The organism is Olleya sediminilitoris (genome assembly GCF_016785945.1).
GTDB lineage: Bacteria > Bacteroidota > Bacteroidia > Flavobacteriales > Flavobacteriaceae > Olleya > Olleya sediminilitoris.
The window spans coordinates 24,778-47,391 of sequence record NZ_JAEMEF010000006.1 but is presented as its reverse complement, the minus strand read 5'-3'; the positions used below and the strand labels follow the sequence as shown (position 1 = coordinate 47,391).

Below are 22,614 nucleotides of genomic sequence, written 5' to 3'. Positions count from 1 at the left end.
CATGGTTTGGTTATGATTTTTAGCTTAAGCAAAATACAATTAAACTAGTTATTTAAAATAAAATTTTTAATTATTTTATCCAGATTAGATGGTAATGCTGATGTTTTAATTTGATAATGTCTCACTTTCATAGCATCAAACCAATCGCTCCAATATTTTTTAATTAAATCTTCCTCATAAGGATTTTTATTATCCGGATTAATACCTAGAACAAGGATTTCTAGATTAGATAAATCATGAACTGCTGGAATAAAACCAAATTGCTGATCTTCAATTTTACTCTCCCAATTTTTATTATTTAATTTTACTTCTCGAATAAAACTAGGTGTTAGATATGTTGTTAAATTATCTTCTTTAATTTTAGTGTTTTTATGATAGATATAACCATCAGTTAGGACAACTAAAATATTTCTATAATTTTCTTCAATACAATAATCATTAACCTTTGACTTAAAAAAACGCCAAGTATCAGATCCAACATACTTATTGTCTGCAATTGCCAAGTCATATATTTTTTGTGGCTTTGAAGCATAACTTTCTTTGATATCATCAAGAACAGACAACGTTACATTCTTTTTGTCAAGACTATATTTTAAACTGTTAGAAATAGTATTGATATTTTGATTACTAGGTTCTGGATCAAAATACAATTGCATTTTATCATTAATTGCTCTAACTTTTTTACCTCTTAAATGCATATCAAAAGCTTCGGACACAGATTTAATATAGGCTATATCTCTACGATAATATTCCATTGTACTATTTGGATATTTTTCTGGACTTATTCTATCTGACAAATCCAATAAAAAACTAATATTTAAGTTGTCCTTTGATTTATGCGATACAGACGTTTTTGTATTTACTTCTATATCTGTATCTCCTTTGTTAACGTCTTCTTTACAGGAAACAACAATTAAAAGTAAAAAAAATATGTTAATTTTATTTTTCATCATTTTATTTTTTTTCATAGATAATATTCTGAACTTCAAGATCTTTAAGATTTAAATTTTCAAGATGTTTTAAAGCAACTACCTCACAATTCTCTCTTATTTCATCTAATTGTTTTATAGGAAATTGTAATTCTGAATTTATAGCCTGATACCAACCTTCAACATATTGATAATGATAATGCAAATACTCCTTTACGGGAAAAATAAAACCATCAATTTTTGCTTGTAATTCTGTGATTTTACCTTTAATTGCTGTTATCTCTTTTTCCACTGTATCAACAAGGATAGTTAGTTCTCCTTTCTTTTTGATAGCATTTTTTATGGTCTCTTTTTGATTTAGTATGAAAACTTTGACTTTATCAACGTTTTCATGTTCTTTCATCACAAAATCAAAGACTAAACCCCAAATAATATAAACAACAAATCCAGCAAAAATAATCCCCCAAAAATTAACACTACCCAAAGCATCAGCAGGTGAAAATTGTTGTCCTAGCACTGCGTCATATAAAAAGATTTTCTTTTCTATTAAGTATGCCAAAATCACATCAAAAATGAATGTTAACACATAAAGTGATGCTATTTTAATGATTGACTTCCAACCTTTAATTTTATGAAACATATGTACTAAATAGCCAAGCCCCATAAAAACAAATGGCAAAGTTCCAACAAAAATAGCTTCCAACCATCCATCACTTATAGCTTTAGCGAAAGCGTTAGAGTCAAAAATAGCAGCTGTTAAGCTATCTGTTTCAAAATCTTTAAAAAAAGCTGAATATGTCGCTGAAATATAAAAGACAAAAAGGTAAATTGTTATTGGCAACAATAAAAACAATCCAATATAAAACTGTGCTTTAGGTCTTTTGTCTGAGTCAATACCATATTTATCAGGATACTGTTTAACATCAATAATTTCGAATTTAGCTTTATCAATTTTGTCTTCAATACCTTTTATTTGATCCTCATAAATGGATTTAGCTGTTTCTCTTTTTTTTAGTTCTGTTCGTTCTCTTTCTTGAGATTCAATGTAAGGTTGTTTTAATATTTTTTGTTCATTAAGTTGTTTTCTACATAGGTTTTCAAAAGTATTAAATAAGTTATGTAAACCTACTCCAAATGTCACAGGGTTACCTTCAGCTTTCTTGGACGCTCCATACCCACTTTGATAGTAAGTTATCCTAACTTGTTCTCTTGCCTCTCCCGTAGTATCTGTCAAAAAATTACTTGGTTCGCTATTCTTTAATTTAAAAATTTTTTTGATCGCTCCCATGTTTATGAATTTATATCAGTTATAATTTTTTCTTTACTCACACCTTCTTTTGCTGATTTCAATAAGTAATCTGCTAGTTCTGTTATATTTTCATCTAAAAACTCAAATTTCTTACAATACTTTTTTAGAGTAATATATTCGTCTTCAGTAACTTTACCATCAGCCCAAATCATAATTGCCAGATCGTATAAATACTCTACTCTTAATTCCAATGAATTAGGAATTAATGTATCATGAGAAGGATTTAATAAAATTTGATTAAGTTGATCTTTACTCAATCCTCGCTCTTCTGCAAACTTATAAAGCATCTGCATTTCTAAAACATCAAAATTATCGTCAGCAAAAGCTATTTGATAAAGTCTTAGAAAATGACTCTTCAATTCAGTAGATATCATATTAATTATATTTAGATGCTGCAATCATTGCCATATTTCTTGAGTGATTTTCTTCTTTTTCACCCTTTTCAATTTCTGCAATTTGACTACTAATTATCATATTGTGATTACTAACTTTTGCCGGAATATGAAATAAATCGATAAGACACCATATACCAACACCTCCAAGAGTAAACCAATATAAAAACTGTAAACCCCATTTTCCTAAGTAAGCATAATGGCATCCCAAAAAGAACCAACACAAGTATGCAGTTCCTGATGATTTCATTTGTGATAATAAATAATGTTTATTCATAATTTGTTGTTTTAGTTTAGTTCCTCAAACTTAAACCCATAAACAAACAAAACCTTACGGAATTCCGTAAGGCTCTGGATATAATCAAATTAACAGTTAACTTTATTCAATAAACTCCACTATTTGAGCAGATACTATGACCTTATATTTATTTATAAAAAGAAACCCTGAAGTTTTGACTTCTACAACTTCATTTACAACTGTTCTTGCTGTTCCTTTCATACCTGCTTTTTTCAACATTGTTGCTTTAGCTTCTGCAACCAATCCATTTTTAGCTAAACCACCTATTCCAAAAATATAGGTCGCTTCTGCTTCTCCCTTAACAATATCTACAACTCTAAAATTATTTTTTGTTAAAATAACTTCTGTTGTATTTTGATTCTAATTTTTAGGCAAACCATAATGTGATGCGCAACTAGTAAAAAAAAGAGAGACAATTAGTAATAAAATAGAGGCTTTTTTCATTATTTAAAAAGTTTATAATTAAGCACCTACTTCTGTTTATAGTCTGTTTTCGGTTAGTTCCGACTTACAGATACAAACTTATATAATAGAATATTTTATATATTACGGTATACCATAAACTGCAAATAAAAGACTTATTTACAAGCATTTAAGCCTTAAGAAAATTAAATAAGTCCGAGGTCTTTAGCTATTGAAACTAAATGAATTGTATTATTTGCCTCAAATTGAATTTTAAGTTTATTAATTTTTTTTTCAACAGAACTTAAACTAAATGGAGATATGTTATTTGTTTTTAAAAATTTAGAAATATCATCTTGAGATAAACCACAGGAAAGTTGTTGTAATAATTCTATATCAAAATCTGTTATCTCAATATTACTTTTTGATGATAATGCTGACTGAATTTGTGGAGATAGGTATTTTTCTCCAGCATAAACTGTTTCGATAGCCTTACTTAGTTCCACCAATCCTTTTCTACCCTTACAAACATAAGCCTTGGCATTATATTTATTAACTAAAGTTCTTACTTTTTGTAACCTGTCCTCTATCGAATAAACAATAACATTTAGTTTAGGATATTCATTATACAAAGCCATAATTAAATCTTCACCAGAATTCAATTTTTGATCTCGATGATCTTTTTTGTAAGATAAATCCGTGATCAATAAATCTATAGGTTGGTTATCTAAAATAGATTTCTTAATTTTTAAATAAGCGTCGTCACAATATTGTACTTCCTGCACTTTATTAATGTTCAAGGTTTCTAATATCGTTAAAACACCTTGGTTTATACTTAATAAATCGTCTGAGACTAAAACATTTTTAAACATACTATACTATTATTAGAGCTTTAAAGCCTTTATTGCTTTCTGTTTCAAATGTAATAGTTCCATCAATTGCAGAAATACGGTTTTCCACATTATCCAAACCATTTGCTTTCTTTAATGTACTACCCTTACCGTTATCTGTATACTTAATAATAAGTTTCTCGTTCTTTTTTGAAAAATTTACTACTACAAAAGAAGCTTCACTATGTTTTTTCATATTAACCATCAATTCTTGTAAAACTCTATATATAGCCATTTTCTTTAATGCGGAAATAGAAGTCCAATCTAAATTGGATAAATTTTTAGTAATAATATTGGTAGATTGATTTTTAAAACTTAGTAAAAGATCTGTAATTAAGTTCTCAAAATCTTCTTCAACTTCTATAGAGTTATTTTCTCTAGAAATATCCCTAGTTTTTGTGTAAATAGATTCTAGATCATCTAAAACAAAATCATTGGATATTGAACTATCATTACTTTGAAGTTTAGTCATTACTTTATAAACATCATTAGCGACTTCATCATGAACCTTTTTAGATATTCTAGCTTCAGTATTAAATACTTGCTGTAATTTTTCTTTTTTATGTTTTGCTTTCAATAAAAAATACAAAAAAGCTGCACTAATTAGTATTAAAATAATACCTGCTAAGTATACAAACTTCAGGCGTTTCTGTTTTTCTTTTTCTAATTCATTTTCTTTAGCTAAAAGTGTTTGTTTAGCATAGTCGTATTTAACCGAAGCATATTTATTAGTTGATTTTAATTTAGCCTCTTGTATACTATCTTTGAGCGTAATATATTCTTTCACATACTTATCATCTGATAACTTATTAAGCAATTCCAAAGCTTCTAATGTATATGTTTTACTTTCAAGTTTTTCTGCAATATTAAATGCTTTTAAAGCATAAAATCTAGCATTTTTTATTTCATTCTTGTTTAAATAATGTTCACCTATATGCATGCAACTTGTATAAACACCAAATTCGTCATTATCTTTCTCTCTATATTTGAGTGCTAATTTTAAATTTTGAATACCGATTTCTTTATCGAGTTTGGATTGTACAAAGCCTAAATTATCTAATGCTCTGTTTCTGATGGCGCTATTTTTGTTGTTAATATTTCTTTTGTAAACACTATCTAAGAGCTTTTCTGCCTCTTCAAATTTGTTTAACTCTCTATACACATTTGCTTTATTATTTAATAAGGTAGAGATATATCCTGTATTATTAGTAATAGCTAAAGCTTTATTATAAAGTATTAATGCTCGTTGATAGTTTTTCAAATCTTTATATATAATACCTAACTGATTATATATACCTACTTTAGATTTTAAGACTTTAGATGTGCTGTTTATTTCATCTAACAAACCTAAACATTCAACTGCTGAAGCTTCACTTTCATAAGGTAAACCTATTACACTTTGGATACTTGAAATAAATTGTAAGGCTTTTATAGCAGATAAAGTGTCTTCCGTTTTTTTACTTAATTCTTTCAAATTAACATAGTACTTATATGACTCTATGTAATCTAAATTTATTCGGTTGTAGTCTGCTAATTTTTTTAATGCCAATTTTTGCATTTTAAAATCCTCACTCTCCTTACTCCTATCCAATAAAAGCTTTGCAAAAATTAATGCACTATCTGTTTGTTTCAAGGAATAGTGCAGATAGCTTTTTGTGTTTATTATTTGAAGAAAATATTTATTTTCTGTATTGTTATTTACACGATTTAATGCGTTTGAAATTAAATTTAGCCTACTTTCAAAACCTATAGTTTTATCCTTTGCTTTTTTGTAATAAAATGCAATACTGTCTTCATCATTGAGAGTCTCCTGCGACAAAACAGAACTCAGAAATAAGTTTATTAAGCAAAAAAAGAGGAATGATTTGTTGACTATTTTCATTCCTCTAATTTATTAACTATTAAATTATTTTTTACCCATATATTAAAAAAAATTAATCGTTGTCTCCATCATCTTCCGGATCTTCTGGAAGAATCTCTCCATCTTCTCCACCTGTACCCATTTCAACTTTATCAGACTCGTCGTCTAAACTAGTTGGAGTACATGAATAAAATGCAACATTAAGGAAAACCGTAAACACTATAATAAATAATTTCTTCATTTTATTAAAATTTAAAATTTGACAATAGTGTTGCTGTCCGATAGTTTTATCAGATTTTTATATTTGCATAGCAACACACTAAATTAGAAGAGGTAACTCTTCATTTATTTTGGAAAGAGTGAAGTCTATTACTCAATAAAAATTGTTACTTTCCAATTACAATTTTGGTACTAAGCAATACTTCACATAAGAGAATAAAAAACTCGCAAGCCTTATTACGAGAAGGCATTTTCAAACTCTGTGTCAAATAAAAAACGATTTGGTAAAATTATATGGAATAGATATGGAAAGTTTATGGAAAAGAATTTCCACACCTAAAAACTAGAATTATATGCATAGAAAATTACTTTTGGACGCTTACTTAAAAGCTAAAGAAGAACAGGGATTTATAAAAAAAACACACATCAGTACATTCCTTTCTGATTATATAAATGAAAATACTGGAGAACCTTATGGAGAAAAAATTTTAAGAATTAAATACAATAAAGCTATAAAAAATGGAGACGAACCAATTGTTTTAAAAATTTATGCTGCAGAAGCATTAAAACAATATTTAGGAACAGAAAGTGATATAAAACCTAGTCTAAATACTAATTTAGAAATAACGGAAAAGTCAACACCGTTTTTGGTGAAAAATAAAACTCCCATTATTACTACCGCTATCTTTATATTGTTACTTTTTACAATTAATATATTTAAAGTAAATAATGAAAAATGGATGGTTTGGCAAAATGACCATTATGAAGAATCTCCATTTATCAAAGACATGTTACAATCTAATTTACTTAAAATTTATAAAAAAGAGAGTATTGAAAATTTCAAAATGATAGAACCTAATTGCCAAACCTCCTATTTTTCAGAAAATGGAGATGTCAAATTATGGTATGGTAAGAATAAAAAGAAACAATTAAATTATTTTACAAGTTATGGGTTACATCCTGAAACTGGAAAAACCTTGAAACCAATAACAGTTTACATGATTAAGAAACATATTTGTTCAAGCTATTAAAAATCAATTTCCTTCAAGTACTCTTAGTGATAAAAAAATGGTGAAAAATATAATAAGATGTACCAATATTTTCTTTAAATTGCTCTGAAATATTTATTAATCAAAAGATTAAACTGCATACGATTTTTTATAGAAGTAGCATGGTATAGCCTATATTTAGGCTTAAACGTATTCAAATTTAGAATTCATAACCCGGAGGTCACGAGTTCAAATCTCGTTCTCGCTACAAAATTTACACATTAAAAATCAACGGTTTAGTTTTCTAAACCGTTTTTTTATGCTTAATTTTAATGTATGCAACTTCTTTTGCATACGATTGTGAATACGTTTGGATTGTAAATCAGAATACTTAATTTTTATAGTATTTAAAAAAATATCTTTCAGTTTTTTAAAACACTAAAGATCAAGTCGTAATGTTTCGTTTTGAAAAATAACTAGCGTTGACTTAAACAAAAACTACAAATACAAGTTATTCTTACCTATATTTGTAGCATAATGAATTACATCGCTACAAACATAAAACACTTAAGAGGTCTTAAAAATCTATCTCAACAAGATTTAGCAGAAATACTTAATGTGTCAAGATCCCGAATTGGATCCTATGAAGAAAAAAGATCTGCTCCAACTATTGAGTTTTTAATTTCTTTATCAAAACATTTCAAAATCACTATAGATTTACTATTAAAGTATGACTTATCAAAAAGTAATGCGACAACGTTTATTCAGTTAAATGAACAACGTATACTGTTTCCTATTACTGTAGACGATGCTAATGATGACTTAATTGAGATTGTTCCTGTAAAAGCCTCTGCGGGATATTTATCAGGTTATGATGACCCAGAATATATTGAGCAGTTACAAAAAATAAAGCTTCCGTTTTTACCTACCGGAAAACATCGCGCATTTCCTATCAAAGGAGACTCTATGTTACCCATGAAAGACGGATCGTTTGTTATTGGTCGTTTTATAGAAGATAGAAACGAGATTAAAAGTGGTCGCACTTATGTATTGGTAACCATCAATGATGGTATGGTTTATAAACGCGTCCAAAATAACATTGACGCAAACCAAACTTTAACATTAATATCTGACAATTCAAACTATCAAAAATACAGTATTTCAATTAACGAAGTATTGGAAATATGGGAGTTTACTTGCAGTATTAACACACAAGAGTACAGTCAAGAAGAATTAAAAATAAGTAGTATACTTAACATGTTTAATCAGTTAGGTATTGAGTTAAAAGCATTAGAAAAAAGTATAAAATGATGTATACTATTATTGATGTAGAAACTAGTGGTCCAACTAATAAGATTACTGAAATTTCAGTATTTAAATACGATGGAAATAAAATTGTAGATGAATTTACTTCTTTGGTAAATCCAGAGGTTTTCATACCTGTTTACATCACAACACTAACAGGTATTGATAATGGTACTGTAGCCAATGCACCTACATTTAAAGAGATTGCAGAAGATGTTTTGGCTATAACCTCAGACACCATTTTTGTAGCCCATAATGTCAATTTTGATTATAATGTTATTAGAAACGAATTTAAAGAGATAGACATAGATTTTAATCGAAAAAAATTATGTACAGTAAGACTATCACGAAAACTTTTACCAGGTCACAAATCTTATAGCTTAGGTAAACTTTGTAACGATTTAGATATAAATATTGAAGACAGACACAGAGCACGTGGAGATGCGGAAGCAACGGTTATTTTATTTGAATTACTACTTAATCAGCAAGACTCTGAAACCGTGTTTAATGATTTTTTAAAAAAATCTTCCAAAGAAGCGACATTACCTTCCAACTTACCGACATCTGTTTTTAATAATTTACCCAATAAAGCTGGTATATATTACTTTAAAAACAAAAAAGGAAAAATTATTTATATTGGCAAAGCTAAAGACATCAAAAAACGTGTTTTAAGCCACTTTTACAGTAAAGCTCAAAAGTCTTTAGACCTATGCCGAAACACCTCTGATATAGACTTTGAACTTTCTGGAACAGAACTGATTGCTTTATTAATGGAAGATGCAGCTATAAAAGAACATTACCCAGAATTTAATATAGTCTCTAAACGCACACCTAAAGCATTTTCAATTTTTAGTTATGAAGATAGACAAGGTATAAAACACTTAGCATATAACAATTTTAAAGCAACACCTAACCCAATTGAAACCTTTTCTAATATTGCAGAATGTAGATCATACTTAGAAAAACTTTGTAATGATTTTGAATTGTGCCCCAAGTTTTGTCACTTACAAGATGGTATTACACAATGCTCACATTACAAAATAAAAACTTGTAAAGGAATTTGTGATGCTAATGAATCTGTTGAGGCTTATAACCTTAGGGTAAATTCTGCGATACAGTTTACAATTAATTCAAAAAAGGATATGGTTATCAAACAAAAAGGTAGACATACCAACGAAGAGGGTTTTATACTTATAAAAGATAGCATATATCAAGGTTATGGATTTATTGATAAAACAGAACAAATTAATAATCAAGAAGAATTAGAACATTATTTAATTCCGCAGAAAGACAATTTAGATATCCAGAAAATTTTAAGAAAAACGATACAAGCTAATTGATTGGTATTGGCGTTTTTTTAATCCTAAAGCAACGTTCCTCTCCTAAATACAATGGATTACCATGCTTTTCTGACCAAAAACCTTCTAATATATCATTGGTTACACATTTGTAAACTACAACGCCTTTGTAAATAACATTATCTTCTCCTTTATAATTAAAATTAATAACTAAGATGTTGTGTTTAAAAAAACCAGTTCCAAACTGCTCTTGATTATTATTAATTAGCCATTTAGCTTTAACTCTGTTATTTTCATCCAACTGTAAGTCTAAAATACCTTTGTAACCTGAACTATTATCATCCTGATTACTACCTTCAATTTGGTATTGTCCAGGTAGCTTTTGGATAGTCATATATTAAATGTGCTTATTTTAGTCTAGAAATCATAGTCTGTAAATCAATTTTATCTTGATTACCAGAAATCATATTTTTTAAAGTGAATTGATTATTTTTCAATTCCTCTTCACCTACTAATACAACAAACGGAATATTACGCTTATTAGCATAATTCATTTGCTTTTTCATTTTAGCATTATCCGGGTATAACTCGGCATTAATATTTTGTTCTCTTAAAGCTTTTATTGCTTTTAAGCTAAATAACGATTCTTTTTCACCAAAATTTATAAATAAGACTTCAGTAGATTTTGTGATTGTTTCAGGAAACAAACCTAACTCTTCTAAAACTAAATAAATACGATCTAATCCAAAACTAATACCTACTCCACTTACATTTTTAAGACCAAAAATACCAGTTAAGTCATCATAACGACCACCTCCACCAATGGATCCCATAGCAACACCTTTTGGTGCTGAAACCTCAAAAATAGCGCCTGTATAATAATTTAAACCTCTAGCTAAAGTAACATCTAATTGTAATTTAGCCGATTTTAGACCTAAAATTTCAATTGCATTATTAATAAAATCTAACTCTTCAATACCTTTTTGTCCTTCTTCAGAAGTTGACAATATCGTTTTTAGGCTATCGATTTGAGACCCAAAATCTCCTGATAATGTAAATAATGGTTGAAGCTTAATTATACCTTCTTCAGGGATACCTTTACTAAGCATTTCTTCTTTAACTTTAGCTTCTCCTATTTTATCTAACTTATCTAAAGCAACAGTAAAATCTATTAATTTATCACTAGCACCAATAACTTCTGCAATACCAGATAATATTTTCCGGTTGTTAATTTTAATGGTTGTTCCTTCAAGTTTTAAGGCTGTAAACACCTCGTCATACAATTGTACAAACTCAACTTCTTGCCATAAACTATCGCTACCTACAACATCTGCATCACATTGGTAAAACTCTCTAAAACGTCCTTTTTGTGGTCTATCTGCACGCCAAACGGGCTGCATTTGGTAACGTTTAAAAGGAAAATCTATTTCGTTTTGGTGTTGTACTACGTATCTAGCAAAAGGAACTGTTAAGTCGTAACGTAGTGCTTTTTCAGAGATTTGCTTCGTTAACAAATTACTCTCTCTTTTTATGTAATCTTCTTGAGAAATAGCTCCTTTTTTTGGATTTAAATAATCACCACTATTCAAAATTTTAAAAATCAAACGGTCACCTTCTTCTCCATATTTACCCATTAAAGTATCAGAGTTTTCAAAACTAGGTGTTTCGATTGGTTGAAACCCAAAACGTTGAAATTTAGACTTTATAGTACTAAAAATATAATTTCGCTTTGCTACTTGTTCTGGATTAAAATCTCTTGTTCCTTTTGGTATGCTTGGTTTTTGTGCCATAATATTTCCTGCAAAAGCAGAAATGTTTTTAATGATTACTTTTTACTTTAATAGTATTTAAAATACTAATAATACAAAAATATATAATACTGTTGTCTTTGTTTACTTTTACAAGGAAAAACAATAGTATTGCTTTTATTAAAATTGATTTAGTTAATTAACGTATTCATATACTCATACAGTTCGCCTTTTGTAATAGCGCTTCCTGATTGGATTAACTTAAATTTATCTAAGTTTTTATCTTCAGAATAGTCTTTTTTACCTTGTGTAAAAGTTACGGTTTCATCCATTAAATTCTCACGAAGCCAATTAAATCCATCTTTTGTGGTCACATCTATTGGTCCATCTATTTTAATACCAATAACGTGCATATGATCTTCTTTAAAACTAAAAAGATGTATATTTTGAGCTGATATTTGCTCGACATATTTAACTGATTTTAAAACACCTTCCCAAACCAAGTCACTAAAAACATCTAATTCTTGCTCTGCTACTTCTGGTTGTTTTGTTTTAATAGTGGCCCACTCCTCTGCTGTGATAGATTGTGTGGCTAAAAAATTTATAAATTCTTGATGCAATTCTTCAAATTGTTCTTTTGTAAGTCTTGAATACTTCATTATGTTACTTTGTTATATTTAATGCTTTTGCAACGTCAAATGGTCTGTCTGTTGCAAACAAATCTATACCTTTATCTCTCCAAACTTTGTAAGGTACTTCTCCTTTAGCTTTGGCTTGTTTATCAAGGTTACCTAAAGTCCCTAACATTGTTTTTATACCATGCGATTGTACGGTTTTATAAAACTGGTTTGGTGATAATTTTGTACCTGTAAAAGCCAGCATATTTTGTGTTGGTATTTTTGAATGTAATAACCAATCTAATTCTTTTTGGTTTCTAGCAGAAACCGATAACATTAAATTTGGTGCTAATCCGTAAGCTTCTGTTGCTTGCTTGATATCATAGGTGATAAGTATTGAAACATCTTCTGCTTCAACCTGCTTTACTAATGCTACAATTGCATCAAAAGATACACTACGTTTTTTGTCTAAAGTTAACACTACATTATTTTGTTTGGCCCAAAGTAAAACCTCTTTTAATGTTGGAATTTTAAATGTAGTCTCATTTCCATAATCATCAACTAGATTAAAGGCTTGAAGCTCTTCATAAGTATATTTGTTTAATCTATCTGTTCCTGTTGTTGTACGCTCAAGAGTGTTATCGTGCATTAAGACTAATACATTATCTCTGGTTTGTGCGACGTCAATCTCATAAATTGCAGGTATGCTGTCATTGACATATTTTAAAGTTTCTAGACAGTTTTCTGGATAGTGCTTTAAACCTTTACCTCCACGATGTACACTTATAATTAGATCGTCTTTTGGATTATATTTAAAAGTTTCAATTAATACTGATTGCTTTTCTGTTTGTGCTTTGGTTTCAGTATTAGTTTCGGTAGTGTTAGATACATCTTCTTTTGCATCCTTACAAGACACTACGCTTATTAAAAACACTAATAAAATTAACTGTTTGATGGCCTGATTTCCGCAAAAGCGATAAAATAATTTCATTTAAAATAGATTTTGTAACAAATGATTAAAAAAAAATGCGCTCCTTAAAAGGAGCGCAAATTTACATAATATATTGTAGTTTTATATAGTCTGCAATTCTAGATTTTAAATATCAATAGAATTATTTTATGTAATGACTATCTGTATTGTTTATCGTCTTCTTCTTCCAAAATAACCGCTTTTCATACGTGCGTTGTATGTTTTATTAGCACCTGATGCTGTTGGATCAAACCCTGAAGCTTTAGAATCGCTGTCAATTTTATCTGTTTCTGTTTCAATTTTACTCTCAACTTCATCCGGTTTCACCTTTTCAAAAACGATGTCTTGGTTTTCAATTTCTAAAATTTCAGCAACAGGTACTTCGGCAACTTCTATCGCTTCAATTACTGGATCAGCTTCTTCAGTTATAGTTTGTATTACCTCTTCCTTATAGTTTTTTAGCCCTGTTTTATTTGCCTCAAATCTTTTTTTTCGGTTTTCTAAGATGTCTACTAATTCTTCTCTAGATTTTTCTTTTAAGCTCATATTTTAAACTTGGGTTATAGTTTTGAATTTGCAATTTTAAATAATATTTAGCTAAACTCCTATTTATGTGTGATTAAAAAGCATCTTTACCTTATTCGAAACCCGCTTTTAATCGCTAAAAACAAACACTTAATCTATATGTGTAGTATTTAGTAATAATTTAACTTTGCAAAATGTAATAAAATACTACATTGCGACCTTATCACCAAATTTAAATATGATTAACCTACAACAATTACTTCAAGATACTGGAGCTATTACTGCTATACTTGCTGATAAAGACGGTAATGTAATAGACTCTATTAACACTGAACATTCTAATAATTTAGCACTAATGACTGAAACAAGTTTTGCTATGTGTAATGACTTACTTAAAGATATTACAGGTAGTAATCTAAATCAGTTAATAGCTAGGTCTGAAGAAAACTTTGTGGTTGTTAATAAATTAGACTCTGATAATTTAATTTTATTAGCGTCCGATAACATCTCGCGTTTTGGACTACTACTTAAACAAATGAATTCATTAAATATTAATAAATAAACCACAAATCAATTATGTCAAACTTTCTAGAACAATTCACAGAGGATATTAAATCAAATGTACCAGGTTACATTGCTGTATCTGTAACAGAGGTTAGCTCTGGTGTATGTTATGTATCACACTCTAACTCTCCTACTTTTGATCCTGAAATCGCATCTGCTTTTAACCTTGAGGTTGTTAAAGCTAAGAAAAATGCAATTAAAGCTTTAGACCTTGATGCTAACATCCAAGATATTTTAATTACACTTAACAGTCAAATACACATTATTGATGTATCTGAAAACGGTGAGTATTTTATTTACTTAGCTGTTGATTCTGACAAGGCAAACTTAGGTATGACTAGAGCATTACTTAAAAAATATAAGAAAGAAATTGTAAGCCAATTATAAGCTTAAATTCTTACTAAAGAAAAAGCGGATAATTCTTAAATTAGAATTATCCGCTTTTTTATTTATAAAATCTGTCTATTTAAATGTTAGAAAATATATCTAACTCCAAATTGTGCTTGCCATCTTGATAATAAACTTGTATCATATGAAAAAGTTTCAGTAACTCCAGTAAATGTATATGTTGGTACTCCTGAAGCATCAACATCTACACCTACAGGTTGAACAGATGTTGGTTGTTGTACAACTCCCCATTCACTATTTATTAAATTTCCAATGTTTAAAACATCTAAGCTTAATTGAATTGTATTTGTTTTACCTCCACCAACATTAAAATTATAATCTTGCAATAATTTAAGATCCCAACGACCTCTCCAAGGTGCTAATGCTCCGTAACGCTCTACGTAATCACCACGACGCTCACTTAAGTAATCATCTTGTTGGATAAACGCTTCATAAGCTTCTGCTTGACCAGCTCCTGAAAATTGCATATTTTGTAATTCTGAAGCAGTTGGAACATATAATAAATCATTTAATGCCGAACCATCTCCATTTAAATCTCCTCCGTAAGTGTAATTAAAACGTCCACCTTGAGCGTACTCGAAAAAAGTAGAAATTGTAGTTGACCATTTGTCATCTCCATAGGTAAAATTTTTACTAGCAACACCAATAAAACGGTGTGTATCACCATATTTAGAATAGGATAATACATCATCATTTGCATTACCAACTACAGGATTAAAAGCAAATGCATCTCCTGTAATTTCTGCCTCAATTGAGTTAACGTCTTTTGAATTCAAATAATTATAAGCCAAACTAGTATACAATCCGTTATCAAATGTTTTTTGAGCTTTAGCAGTAAAGTTCCAAATACGTCCTTTATCAGAATTTGTAAATACATAGGCATTATTAATTATATCTGCATCTGTATAAACAGGTCTATTATCACCTGGTGCACCTAAAGTACCAGATGGATTACGTAATCCCCAATTTTGTACGTGTGCTCCATTAATATCTTTTGTGTAAGAAATATCTCCCGTAGCAACAATACCATTATCAAATCTATAATCAGCACCAATATTAGTTCTCCATACTTGTGGGAATTTAAAATCAGGATCCACCATCTGGTAAAAGAAAACTTCTGGGTTAGCAATTTGGTTACCTAACCAAACAAATGGTAAACGCCCTGTAAATAAACCTGTTCCTCCACGGACTTGAAAACTATTATCTCCTTCCACATCATAATTAAAACCTATTCTTGGTGAAATTAAAAATTTATTAGAAGGCATTTTAGTATTATCTAAAAATACGCCTTCTCCTGTATTAGGATTAATATACTCTATATCTGGAGAATAACAACATGCTCTATCAATTACCTCTTGAGCTTTTGTAGAAGAATCAAAGAACAATGGTTTATCAAATCTTACTCCATAAGTTAATTTGAAATTATCAGTAACATTCCATTCGTCTTGTAAATAAAAAGCAAATTGACCAACATTAGTTTCTGCTAAAGCCCAACTGTCATTATTTGTATTTGTATCATAAACATTTTGCGCATTAGCCATAGCATCTGCTAGCATACCGCTAGAAATAGCAGTGTTAAACGCTTCAATATCAGCAAAATCACCATAAAAAGCACCTACATAACCACCATCTGGATACTCAGGGTATTGACCTGGTCCAAAACCATAACCATAAGCACCTAGGTTAAATGAATTATCAAATTCAAATTTTTCATAAGATACTCCAGCTGTAAAAGTGTGATCTCCTTTAACATAATTTAAATTATTAGAAAATTGTAAAACCTTTTGGTCTAATTTATTATTAATTGAAAAGGGTTCATGCCCTGCAACAATATAGTTGGTTCCTGCTCCATCTAATATTCTAAAAGCAGGCATTGGAGATGACAAAGGGTTTCTAAAATCATCAAAATGAGTATATCCAACTTGTAATTTATTAGTAATACGACTTGATAATGTTGAATTTAATTCTAATTGAACTGAATTTATATTATTATTAATTTCATAACCTGAGTTTTCAAATTGTAAGGTAGCAAAACTTGGTCCCCTAAATCCTAAAGCAGATGGATGTGCAGGTTTTTCTTTAGACGCATTTAAAAAATTGTAAATTACAGCTAAACGATGATTGTCACTAATATTCCAATCTAATTTAAATATTCCTTTAGTAGAGTTAGAATCGTAATTAAAGCCCTCATATCTTCCGGTATCATATCCAATACTAGCTAACCCATTTTGAACAGTTATTAAATCAGACTCTAAAACACGAGTTTCATTAATAGCACCTGTGCCTCTATTAGGAGCAAAACCGTTTGTACCTAAATCAGAACGTTCATCTTTTTCAAAGTTTGCAAAGAAAAATAATTTGTTTTTTATAATTGGTCCACCTAAACTTACACCATATTGGTTTTGTTTTAAGTCAGATTGAAAAACATCTTCTCCCTTTATCTTTCCTCCAGTCATATCTTCGTTTCTAGTAAAACCGTAAACTGTACCATGAAACTCATTAGTACCACTTTTAGTAACTGCATTTACAGCAGCACCTGTAAACCCAGACAAGGTAACATCATAAGGTGCTAATGACACTTGAATTTGGTCAATTGCATCTAAAGAAATTGGCTGAGAGTCTGTTTGTCCACCTGGAGTTGCAGCATCTAATCCAAATGGATTATTAAATACAGCTCCATCCAAAGTAAAATTGTTAAACTGATCGTTTCTTCCTCCAAAAGAGTTTCCTGAAGCTGATGGCTCTAATCTTGTAAAGTCAGAAGCTGATCTTGAAATTGTAGGTAATCTTGTTAATTCTCTTCTTCCAACACTAGTTTCGGCTCCTGTCCTATCACTACCAAAAGTACCTGAAGATGAGCCTGTAACTACAACTTCATCTAACGCCTCTTCGCTAGTATTCATTGTTGCATCTAGGTTTGCTGTTTTACCTAAAGTTAAATAAACATTCTCAAAAGTTTTATCTGTAAATCCAACGTAAGAAATAGTAACCGTATAAGGTCCTCCAACCCTAAGATTTAATAGGTTATATCTACCGTCTACATTACTAATTGCACCATACTTAGTACCTGTTGGACCATGTACAGCGACAATGTTAGCACCAAATAAGGTGACATTTGAGTCGTCTGTGACTAAACCTTTGATATTAGACGTAGTAACTTGAGCAAAACTCATAACTGCGAATAACAATAAAGTAATAGTTAATTGTAATTTTTTCATGTTGTTGTGTGTTATGTTATAAACATATTATGCGTGCATAATATCTTACAAAATTAACATAAAAAAAGCTACTCGATATGAGTAGCTTTAATATTTAGAAGTAATTTATTAACTTTTTGTTAACAAATTACAAATTATGCTTGTGCAACAACGTCAAATTCTAAATCAACATTTACTGATCTATGTAAACGTACAGCAGCAGTATACTTACCTAAACGTTTTACTGTAGTTACAGAAATGAATTTTTTATCTATACTTTGACCTTCTTTAGCTAATGCTTCTGCTACATCAATGTTGTTAACAGATCCAAATAATTTGTCTCCTTGTCCAACTTTAGCAGGTATTTTAATTTCTAAAGCTTTGATAGTTTCAGCAACTTTATTAGCTTCTTCAACTTCTTTAGCTTCTTTAAAAGCACGTTGCTTTAAAGTTTCTTCTAATGCTTTTTTAGCAGAGTTAGTTGCTAAAACTGCATGTCCTGTAGGGATTAAAAAGTTTCTACCATAACCGTTCTTAACCGTTACAACATCGTCTTTAAATCCTAAATTCTCAACGTCTTGTTTTAATATAAGTTCCATTGTTATGCTATTTTTATTTTAATAAATCTGCTACGTAAGGCATTAAAGCTAAATGACGTGCTCTTTTTACAGCTACAGACACTTTTCTTTGATACTTTAAAGAGGTACCTGTTAAACGTCTAGGTAAAATTTTACCTTGCTCGTTAACAAAACCTAATAACCAATCTGCATCTTTGTAATCTACGTACTTGATTCCAGACTTTTTGAAACGACAATATTTTTTATTCTTGTTAGTTTCAATATTTAAAGGAGTAAGATATCTGATTTCTCCTTCTTTTTTTCCTTTTGCTTGTTGATCTATACTTGCCATGATTACGCTTTTTGTTTTAATTTAACTCTTCTACGTTCTGCCCATGATACAGCATGTTTGTCCATTGCAACAGTTAAGTAACGCATAAAACGCTCATCACGTCTAAACTCTACTTCTAAAGGATTAATTACTTCTCCTTCTACTTGGTACTCAAATAAGTGATAAAATCCACTTTTTTTGTTTTGAATTGGGTAAGCTAACTTTTTAAGTCCCCAATCTTCTTTTGATACCATCTTAGCTCCTCTAGAAACAAGAAAATCTTCGTATTTCTTTACTGTTTCCTTTATCTGTGTCTCAGATAAAACGGGATTTAAGATGAAAACAGTTTCATAATGATTCATAAAAATCTAATTTATTTGTGTTAAAAATGAGTGCAAAAATACTTCTTTTTATTTAATCTCACAAATTGTTTTTTATCCATATCAATAAATAACATTCAACACATGATAAATAAAATGTTAATTTTTACATTTAAGCGATGTTTTTTGGTTTTAATCCGAATTTTTTGTACTATTGTCGATAAATTAACCTATTAAAAAATATACTATGATATTAAATTGTGTAGTAGTTGATGATTCAGCAATACAAAGACTATCTATTGTAAAGCTAATTGAAAATAACAATCATCTAAATCTAATTGCGGAATACAGCAGTGCTTTAGAGACTAAAAATGGATTAAACACACACAAGGTTGATCTTATATTTTTAGATATAGAAATGCCAGTACTTAATGGTTTTGAGTTATTAGATGTATTAAATAATAAACCTCAGATTGTTTTTGTAACAGGTAAAACAGAATATGCATTTAAAGCTTTTAACTATGATGCTACTGACTATTTACAAAAACCAATTACTAGAGAACGTTTTAGTCAAGCGGTTGATAAAGCTGTAGAGCAACACAAACTTAAACTTGATTTTAACCAAGAAGAAGGCGAGCATATTTTTGTTAAAAGTAACCTAAAAAAACGTAAAGTATACATTAGAGACATTAAATGGATTGAAGCACTTGGTGATTATGTTAAGTTAGTGACCGAAGATACAAGTCTTGTTGTTTTATCTACAATGAAAGCATTTGAACACGAATTACCAGAAGGTAAGTTTTTAAGAATCCATAAATCTTATATTGTTAACCTTGACAAAGTAGATAGATTTAATAGTAAAAATGTTGAAGTTGGTGCCTATGAAATACCTTTAAGCCGAAACAAAAAAACACAATTAGTTGATGCTTTAAATAGTATTTAACTAACAAAATATAAGCCCTAAAAAAAAGCCTACTTATTCAAGTAGGCTTTTTTTGTTTAGTAATTATCTACATTTACCACAATCCTGACACCTTTAAAATTACCAATAGCTTCAAAAGACGTTTGCACCTTTTTAATGGCTTCTTTTGTTTTCCCTAAAGGTTGTCCTTGAGGTATTTTAATTAAAATATTTTTATGATATTGATTTCTAATTCTTGAAATTGGAGGAAACTCTGGTCCTAAAACATTATGTTTAAACAATTGCGTTAATGATTTTGCCAACCAGTCTGCAGACATGTCTACTTTATTATAATCACGATGCTTTAATGTGATTTTTACTAATCTGTAAAATGGTGGATATTTATAATTATAACGCTCTTCCAACTGTTCTTTAAACATACCAACATAATCATTAGTTGAGACTTGTTGTAATATTTTGTGATACGGATTATAGGTTTGTATTAATACTTTTCCTCGTTTTTCTGTACGTCCTGCTCTTCCTGACACTTGAAGCATTAACTGAAAACTACGTTCATGAGCTCTAAAGTCTGGAAAATTCAACATATTGTCGGCATTCATTATACCAACCAATTTTACGTTTCTAAAATCAAGACCTTTAGTTAACATTTGTGTCCCAACTAAAACATCAATTTCTTTTTGTTCAAAAGCTGTAATTATTTTTTCATAACCAAATTTACCACGTGTAGTATCTAAATCCATACGACCCACTTTAAGATCAGGAAAAATGTATTTAACCTCAGCTTCTATTTGTTCTGTACCAAAACCTTTCGTATCTAATCCAGGTGTGCCACAAGCCATACACTTAATTAACATTGCACTATTATAACCACAATAATGACAACGCAATTGTTTACGATATTGATGATACGTTAAACTTACATCGCAGTTAGGACATTGCGGAGAATGACCACAAGTGTTACACTCTACAATTGGAGAATATCCTCTTCTATTTTGAAATAATATAATTTGATGTCCTTCTTTAATGGCTTCATTCATTTCTTCAATTAATCTATCCGAAAAATGACCTTTCATCTTTTTACGCTTTTGCTTATCCTTAATATCTACCAATTCTATATCTGGTAATTGGACATTATTATAGCGTCTATTGATGTTAACTAAACCATATTTTTTTTGTTGTGCGTTATGGTAACTTTCAATACTTGGTGTTGCACTACCTAACAACGTTTTAGCTTTAAATATTGAAGCTAAAACTACTGCAGCATCACGTGCATGATATCTTGGCGCAGGATCAAATTGTTTAAAGGAAGACTCGTGTTCTTCATCCACAATTATTAATCCTAAATCACTAAATGGTAAAAATATAGATGATCTAGCACCTAAAACTATTTTCGCTTTCGCGGAATTACTAAGCACTTGATTATAGACCTCTACACGCTCATGAGCCGAGTATTTACTATGAAACACAGCCACTTGCTCTCCAAAATAATTTTGCAACCTCGTCACTAATTGTGTGGTTAAAGCTATCTCTGGCAATAAGTACAATACTTGTTGATTATTTAATAAAGCTTGTTCTATTAGTTTTACGTAGACTTCGGTTTTACCTGAAGAAGTAATACCATGAAGTAAAACCACATTTTGGGTTTTAAAACTTTGCTGTATTTGCTGCAAAGCTTCGGTTTGATACTGGTTTAATTGTTTTAAGGCTTCATTGTCTTCGCCTTCATAAACCACACGATCTATTTGTATATGATAATCTTCTAAAATACCTTTATCTATCAATGTTTTTATTGTAGAAGATGTTGCATTACTTTCTGCAACTACATCAGCTACTTTTACAGGTTTTTTAGTTTTTGCTGCTATTGAAAATAAAGTTAAAATAACATCGCGTTGTTTTGTGGCTCTGCTACTTAAGTTTTCTAATAAGTGATTTAAACTATCTTGGGAAGTATAAGCTTGGGTTAATTTTACGTATCTAACGTATTTAGGTTTATACTTATCGTAAATTTCTTCGTTTAAAATTATAGCTTCCTTTTCTACCAAACGTTTTACTACAGGAAGCACATTTTTTTTATCTAATATATTAGATATATCTTGAATCTTAAGTGAAGACTGATGTTGCAATGCTTCGTAAATTAAATATTCGTCGTCTTTTAACTCGGTTTCATTTAATTGAATAGCATTGTTTTTACTAATAATAGTTTCGCTTTCAAGCAAAAAAGCATTAGGTAAAGCTGCACGCATGACTTCACCTTCTGTACACATATAGTATTTTGCAATCCATTGCCACAATTGCAATTGTTTTTGAGTTACAATTGGTGTGTCATCTAATATTTGATGTATTTGCTTAGCATCGTATATTAATGGTTTGGTTTGGTGTATTGCTGCTACAATACCTGTGTAAATTTTGGATTTCCCGAAAGGGATGGAAACACGCATTCCTTCCTTTAAAAAACCACTTTCTGCTTGCGTTATACTATACGTAAAGCGATTTTGTAAAGGAATTGGAAGGATGACATCTATAAAATGCAATGGATGCGTATATTTTTGATTAATTATTGGGT

Annotated in this window: 23 protein-coding genes and 1 pseudogene; 6 read left to right on the top strand and 18 right to left on the bottom strand. The window is 29.8% G+C overall.

Features of this window, described 5'->3' with window-relative positions:
* Positions 1 to 44: 44 nt before the first annotated feature.
* The 8 genes and pseudogenes from JAO71_RS08535 to JAO71_RS08500 form a co-directional block, all read right to left on the bottom strand.
* Complete coding sequence (locus JAO71_RS08535; RefSeq protein ID WP_236011220.1) at positions 45 to 968, bottom strand: hypothetical protein; 924 nt, start codon at positions 966 to 968, stop codon at positions 45 to 47.
* Positions 955 to 2,217: an ABC transporter permease gene (locus JAO71_RS08530; RefSeq protein WP_203000240.1), complete on the bottom strand. Its 1,263-nt coding sequence runs from the start codon at positions 2,215 to 2,217 to the stop codon at positions 955 to 957. The genes JAO71_RS08535 and JAO71_RS08530 overlap by 14 nt, the downstream gene beginning before the upstream one ends.
* Before the next feature lie 2 nt (positions 2,218 to 2,219).
* Complete coding sequence (locus JAO71_RS08525; RefSeq protein ID WP_203000238.1) at positions 2,220 to 2,612, bottom strand: hypothetical protein; 393 nt, start codon at positions 2,610 to 2,612, stop codon at positions 2,220 to 2,222.
* Position 2,613: 1 nt separating this feature from the next.
* Entirely contained in the window at positions 2,614 to 2,907 is a 294-nt protein-coding gene (locus JAO71_RS08520) for a TM2 domain-containing protein (RefSeq protein WP_203000236.1), read from the bottom strand.
* Positions 2,908 to 3,009: 102 nt separating this feature from the next.
* Positions 3,010 to 3,276 (bottom strand): annotated as a pseudogene (locus JAO71_RS15945) (DUF6567 family protein); the annotation flags it as partial.
* A gap of 260 nt (positions 3,277 to 3,536) precedes the next feature.
* Positions 3,537 to 4,202, bottom strand: a complete 666-nt coding sequence (locus JAO71_RS08510; RefSeq protein WP_203000234.1) for a DNA-binding response regulator — start codon at positions 4,200 to 4,202, stop codon at positions 3,537 to 3,539.
* 1 nt (position 4,203) lies between these two features.
* Complete coding sequence (locus tag JAO71_RS08505; protein ID WP_203000233.1) at positions 4,204 to 6,102, bottom strand: ATP-binding protein; 1,899 nt, start codon at positions 6,100 to 6,102, stop codon at positions 4,204 to 4,206.
* A gap of 52 nt (positions 6,103 to 6,154) precedes the next feature.
* A complete protein-coding gene (locus JAO71_RS08500) occupies positions 6,155 to 6,322 on the bottom strand; it encodes a hypothetical protein (RefSeq protein WP_203000231.1) in 168 nt (55 codons plus the stop codon).
* A 331-nt stretch (positions 6,323 to 6,653) separates the two neighbouring features.
* Between JAO71_RS08500 and JAO71_RS08495 the strand changes: the two genes are divergently transcribed.
* The 3 genes from JAO71_RS08495 to JAO71_RS08485 all read left to right on the top strand — a co-directional run bounded on the left by JAO71_RS08495 (position 6,654) and on the right by JAO71_RS08485 (position 9,934).
* Positions 6,654 to 7,331 (top strand): hypothetical protein, encoded by a 678-nt coding sequence (locus JAO71_RS08495; RefSeq protein WP_203000229.1) that lies wholly within the window; start codon positions 6,654 to 6,656, stop codon positions 7,329 to 7,331.
* A gap of 495 nt (positions 7,332 to 7,826) precedes the next feature.
* The gene (locus tag JAO71_RS08490; RefSeq protein ID WP_203000227.1) at positions 7,827 to 8,600 is read left to right on the top strand and encodes an XRE family transcriptional regulator; all 774 of its coding nucleotides are present in this window, start codon (positions 7,827 to 7,829) and stop codon (positions 8,598 to 8,600) included.
* Positions 8,597 to 9,934, top strand: a complete 1,338-nt coding sequence (locus JAO71_RS08485; protein ID WP_203000225.1) for an exonuclease domain-containing protein — start codon at positions 8,597 to 8,599, stop codon at positions 9,932 to 9,934. The genes JAO71_RS08490 and JAO71_RS08485 overlap by 4 nt, the downstream gene beginning before the upstream one ends.
* On the opposite strand, the gene JAO71_RS08480 is transcribed toward JAO71_RS08485, so the two are convergent.
* From JAO71_RS08480 to JAO71_RS08460, 5 genes are all read right to left on the bottom strand, one after another.
* Positions 9,927 to 10,286: a hypothetical protein gene (locus JAO71_RS08480; protein ID WP_028291339.1), complete on the bottom strand. Its 360-nt coding sequence runs from the start codon at positions 10,284 to 10,286 to the stop codon at positions 9,927 to 9,929. The two genes, JAO71_RS08485 and JAO71_RS08480, sit on opposite strands and share 8 nt — an antisense overlap.
* Before the next feature lie 13 nt (positions 10,287 to 10,299).
* Positions 10,300 to 11,682, bottom strand: a complete 1,383-nt coding sequence (hisS, locus tag JAO71_RS08475; RefSeq protein ID WP_203000223.1) for a histidine--tRNA ligase — start codon at positions 11,680 to 11,682, stop codon at positions 10,300 to 10,302.
* 149 nt (positions 11,683 to 11,831) lie between these two features.
* Positions 11,832 to 12,299: a DUF6495 family protein gene (locus tag JAO71_RS08470; protein WP_028291337.1), complete on the bottom strand. Its 468-nt coding sequence runs from the start codon at positions 12,297 to 12,299 to the stop codon at positions 11,832 to 11,834.
* 4 nt (positions 12,300 to 12,303) lie between these two features.
* Entirely contained in the window at positions 12,304 to 13,248 is a 945-nt protein-coding gene (locus JAO71_RS08465; protein ID WP_203000221.1) for a glycerophosphodiester phosphodiesterase family protein, read from the bottom strand.
* 150 nt (positions 13,249 to 13,398) lie between these two features.
* On the bottom strand, positions 13,399 to 13,773 hold the full coding sequence (locus tag JAO71_RS08460; RefSeq protein WP_203000219.1) for a hypothetical protein: 375 nt from the start codon (positions 13,771 to 13,773) through the stop codon (positions 13,399 to 13,401).
* Positions 13,774 to 13,990: 217 nt separating this feature from the next.
* Between JAO71_RS08460 and JAO71_RS08455 the strand changes: the two genes are divergently transcribed.
* Together JAO71_RS08455 and JAO71_RS08450 are read left to right on the top strand one after the other, a co-directional pair.
* Entirely contained in the window at positions 13,991 to 14,314 is a 324-nt protein-coding gene (locus JAO71_RS08455; protein WP_028607086.1) for a roadblock/LC7 domain-containing protein, read from the top strand.
* Positions 14,315 to 14,328: 14 nt separating this feature from the next.
* Positions 14,329 to 14,703: a hypothetical protein gene (locus JAO71_RS08450; protein ID WP_028291333.1), complete on the top strand. Its 375-nt coding sequence runs from the start codon at positions 14,329 to 14,331 to the stop codon at positions 14,701 to 14,703.
* A gap of 86 nt (positions 14,704 to 14,789) precedes the next feature.
* Here the strand turns inward: JAO71_RS08450 and JAO71_RS08445 are convergent, their stop codons facing one another.
* From JAO71_RS08445 to rpsF, 4 genes are all read right to left on the bottom strand, one after another.
* Positions 14,790 to 17,942 carry a TonB-dependent receptor gene (locus JAO71_RS08445; RefSeq protein WP_203000217.1) on the bottom strand — a complete coding sequence of 1,051 codons (3,153 nt, stop codon included), beginning with the start codon at positions 17,940 to 17,942 and terminating at the stop codon, positions 14,790 to 14,792.
* A 134-nt stretch (positions 17,943 to 18,076) separates the two neighbouring features.
* Entirely contained in the window at positions 18,077 to 18,520 is a 444-nt protein-coding gene (rplI, locus tag JAO71_RS08440) for a 50S ribosomal protein L9 (RefSeq protein WP_054850639.1), read from the bottom strand.
* Between the two features lie 13 nt (positions 18,521 to 18,533).
* Entirely contained in the window at positions 18,534 to 18,830 is a 297-nt protein-coding gene (gene rpsR / locus JAO71_RS08435; RefSeq protein WP_028291330.1) for a 30S ribosomal protein S18, read from the bottom strand.
* Between the two features lie 2 nt (positions 18,831 to 18,832).
* Positions 18,833 to 19,171: a 30S ribosomal protein S6 gene (gene rpsF, locus JAO71_RS08430; RefSeq protein ID WP_054850638.1), complete on the bottom strand. Its 339-nt coding sequence runs from the start codon at positions 19,169 to 19,171 to the stop codon at positions 18,833 to 18,835.
* A 205-nt stretch (positions 19,172 to 19,376) separates the two neighbouring features.
* Between rpsF and JAO71_RS08425 the strand changes: the two genes are divergently transcribed.
* Positions 19,377 to 20,072, top strand: a complete 696-nt coding sequence (locus JAO71_RS08425; protein WP_028291328.1) for a LytR/AlgR family response regulator transcription factor — start codon at positions 19,377 to 19,379, stop codon at positions 20,070 to 20,072.
* 56 nt (positions 20,073 to 20,128) lie between these two features.
* Here JAO71_RS08425 and priA read toward each other — a convergent pair whose 3' ends face one another.
* On the bottom strand, positions 20,129 to 22,582 hold the full coding sequence (gene priA / locus JAO71_RS08420) for a replication restart helicase PriA (RefSeq protein WP_116824441.1): 2,454 nt from the start codon (positions 22,580 to 22,582) through the stop codon (positions 20,129 to 20,131).
* Between the last annotated feature and the right edge of the window lie 32 nt (positions 22,583 to 22,614).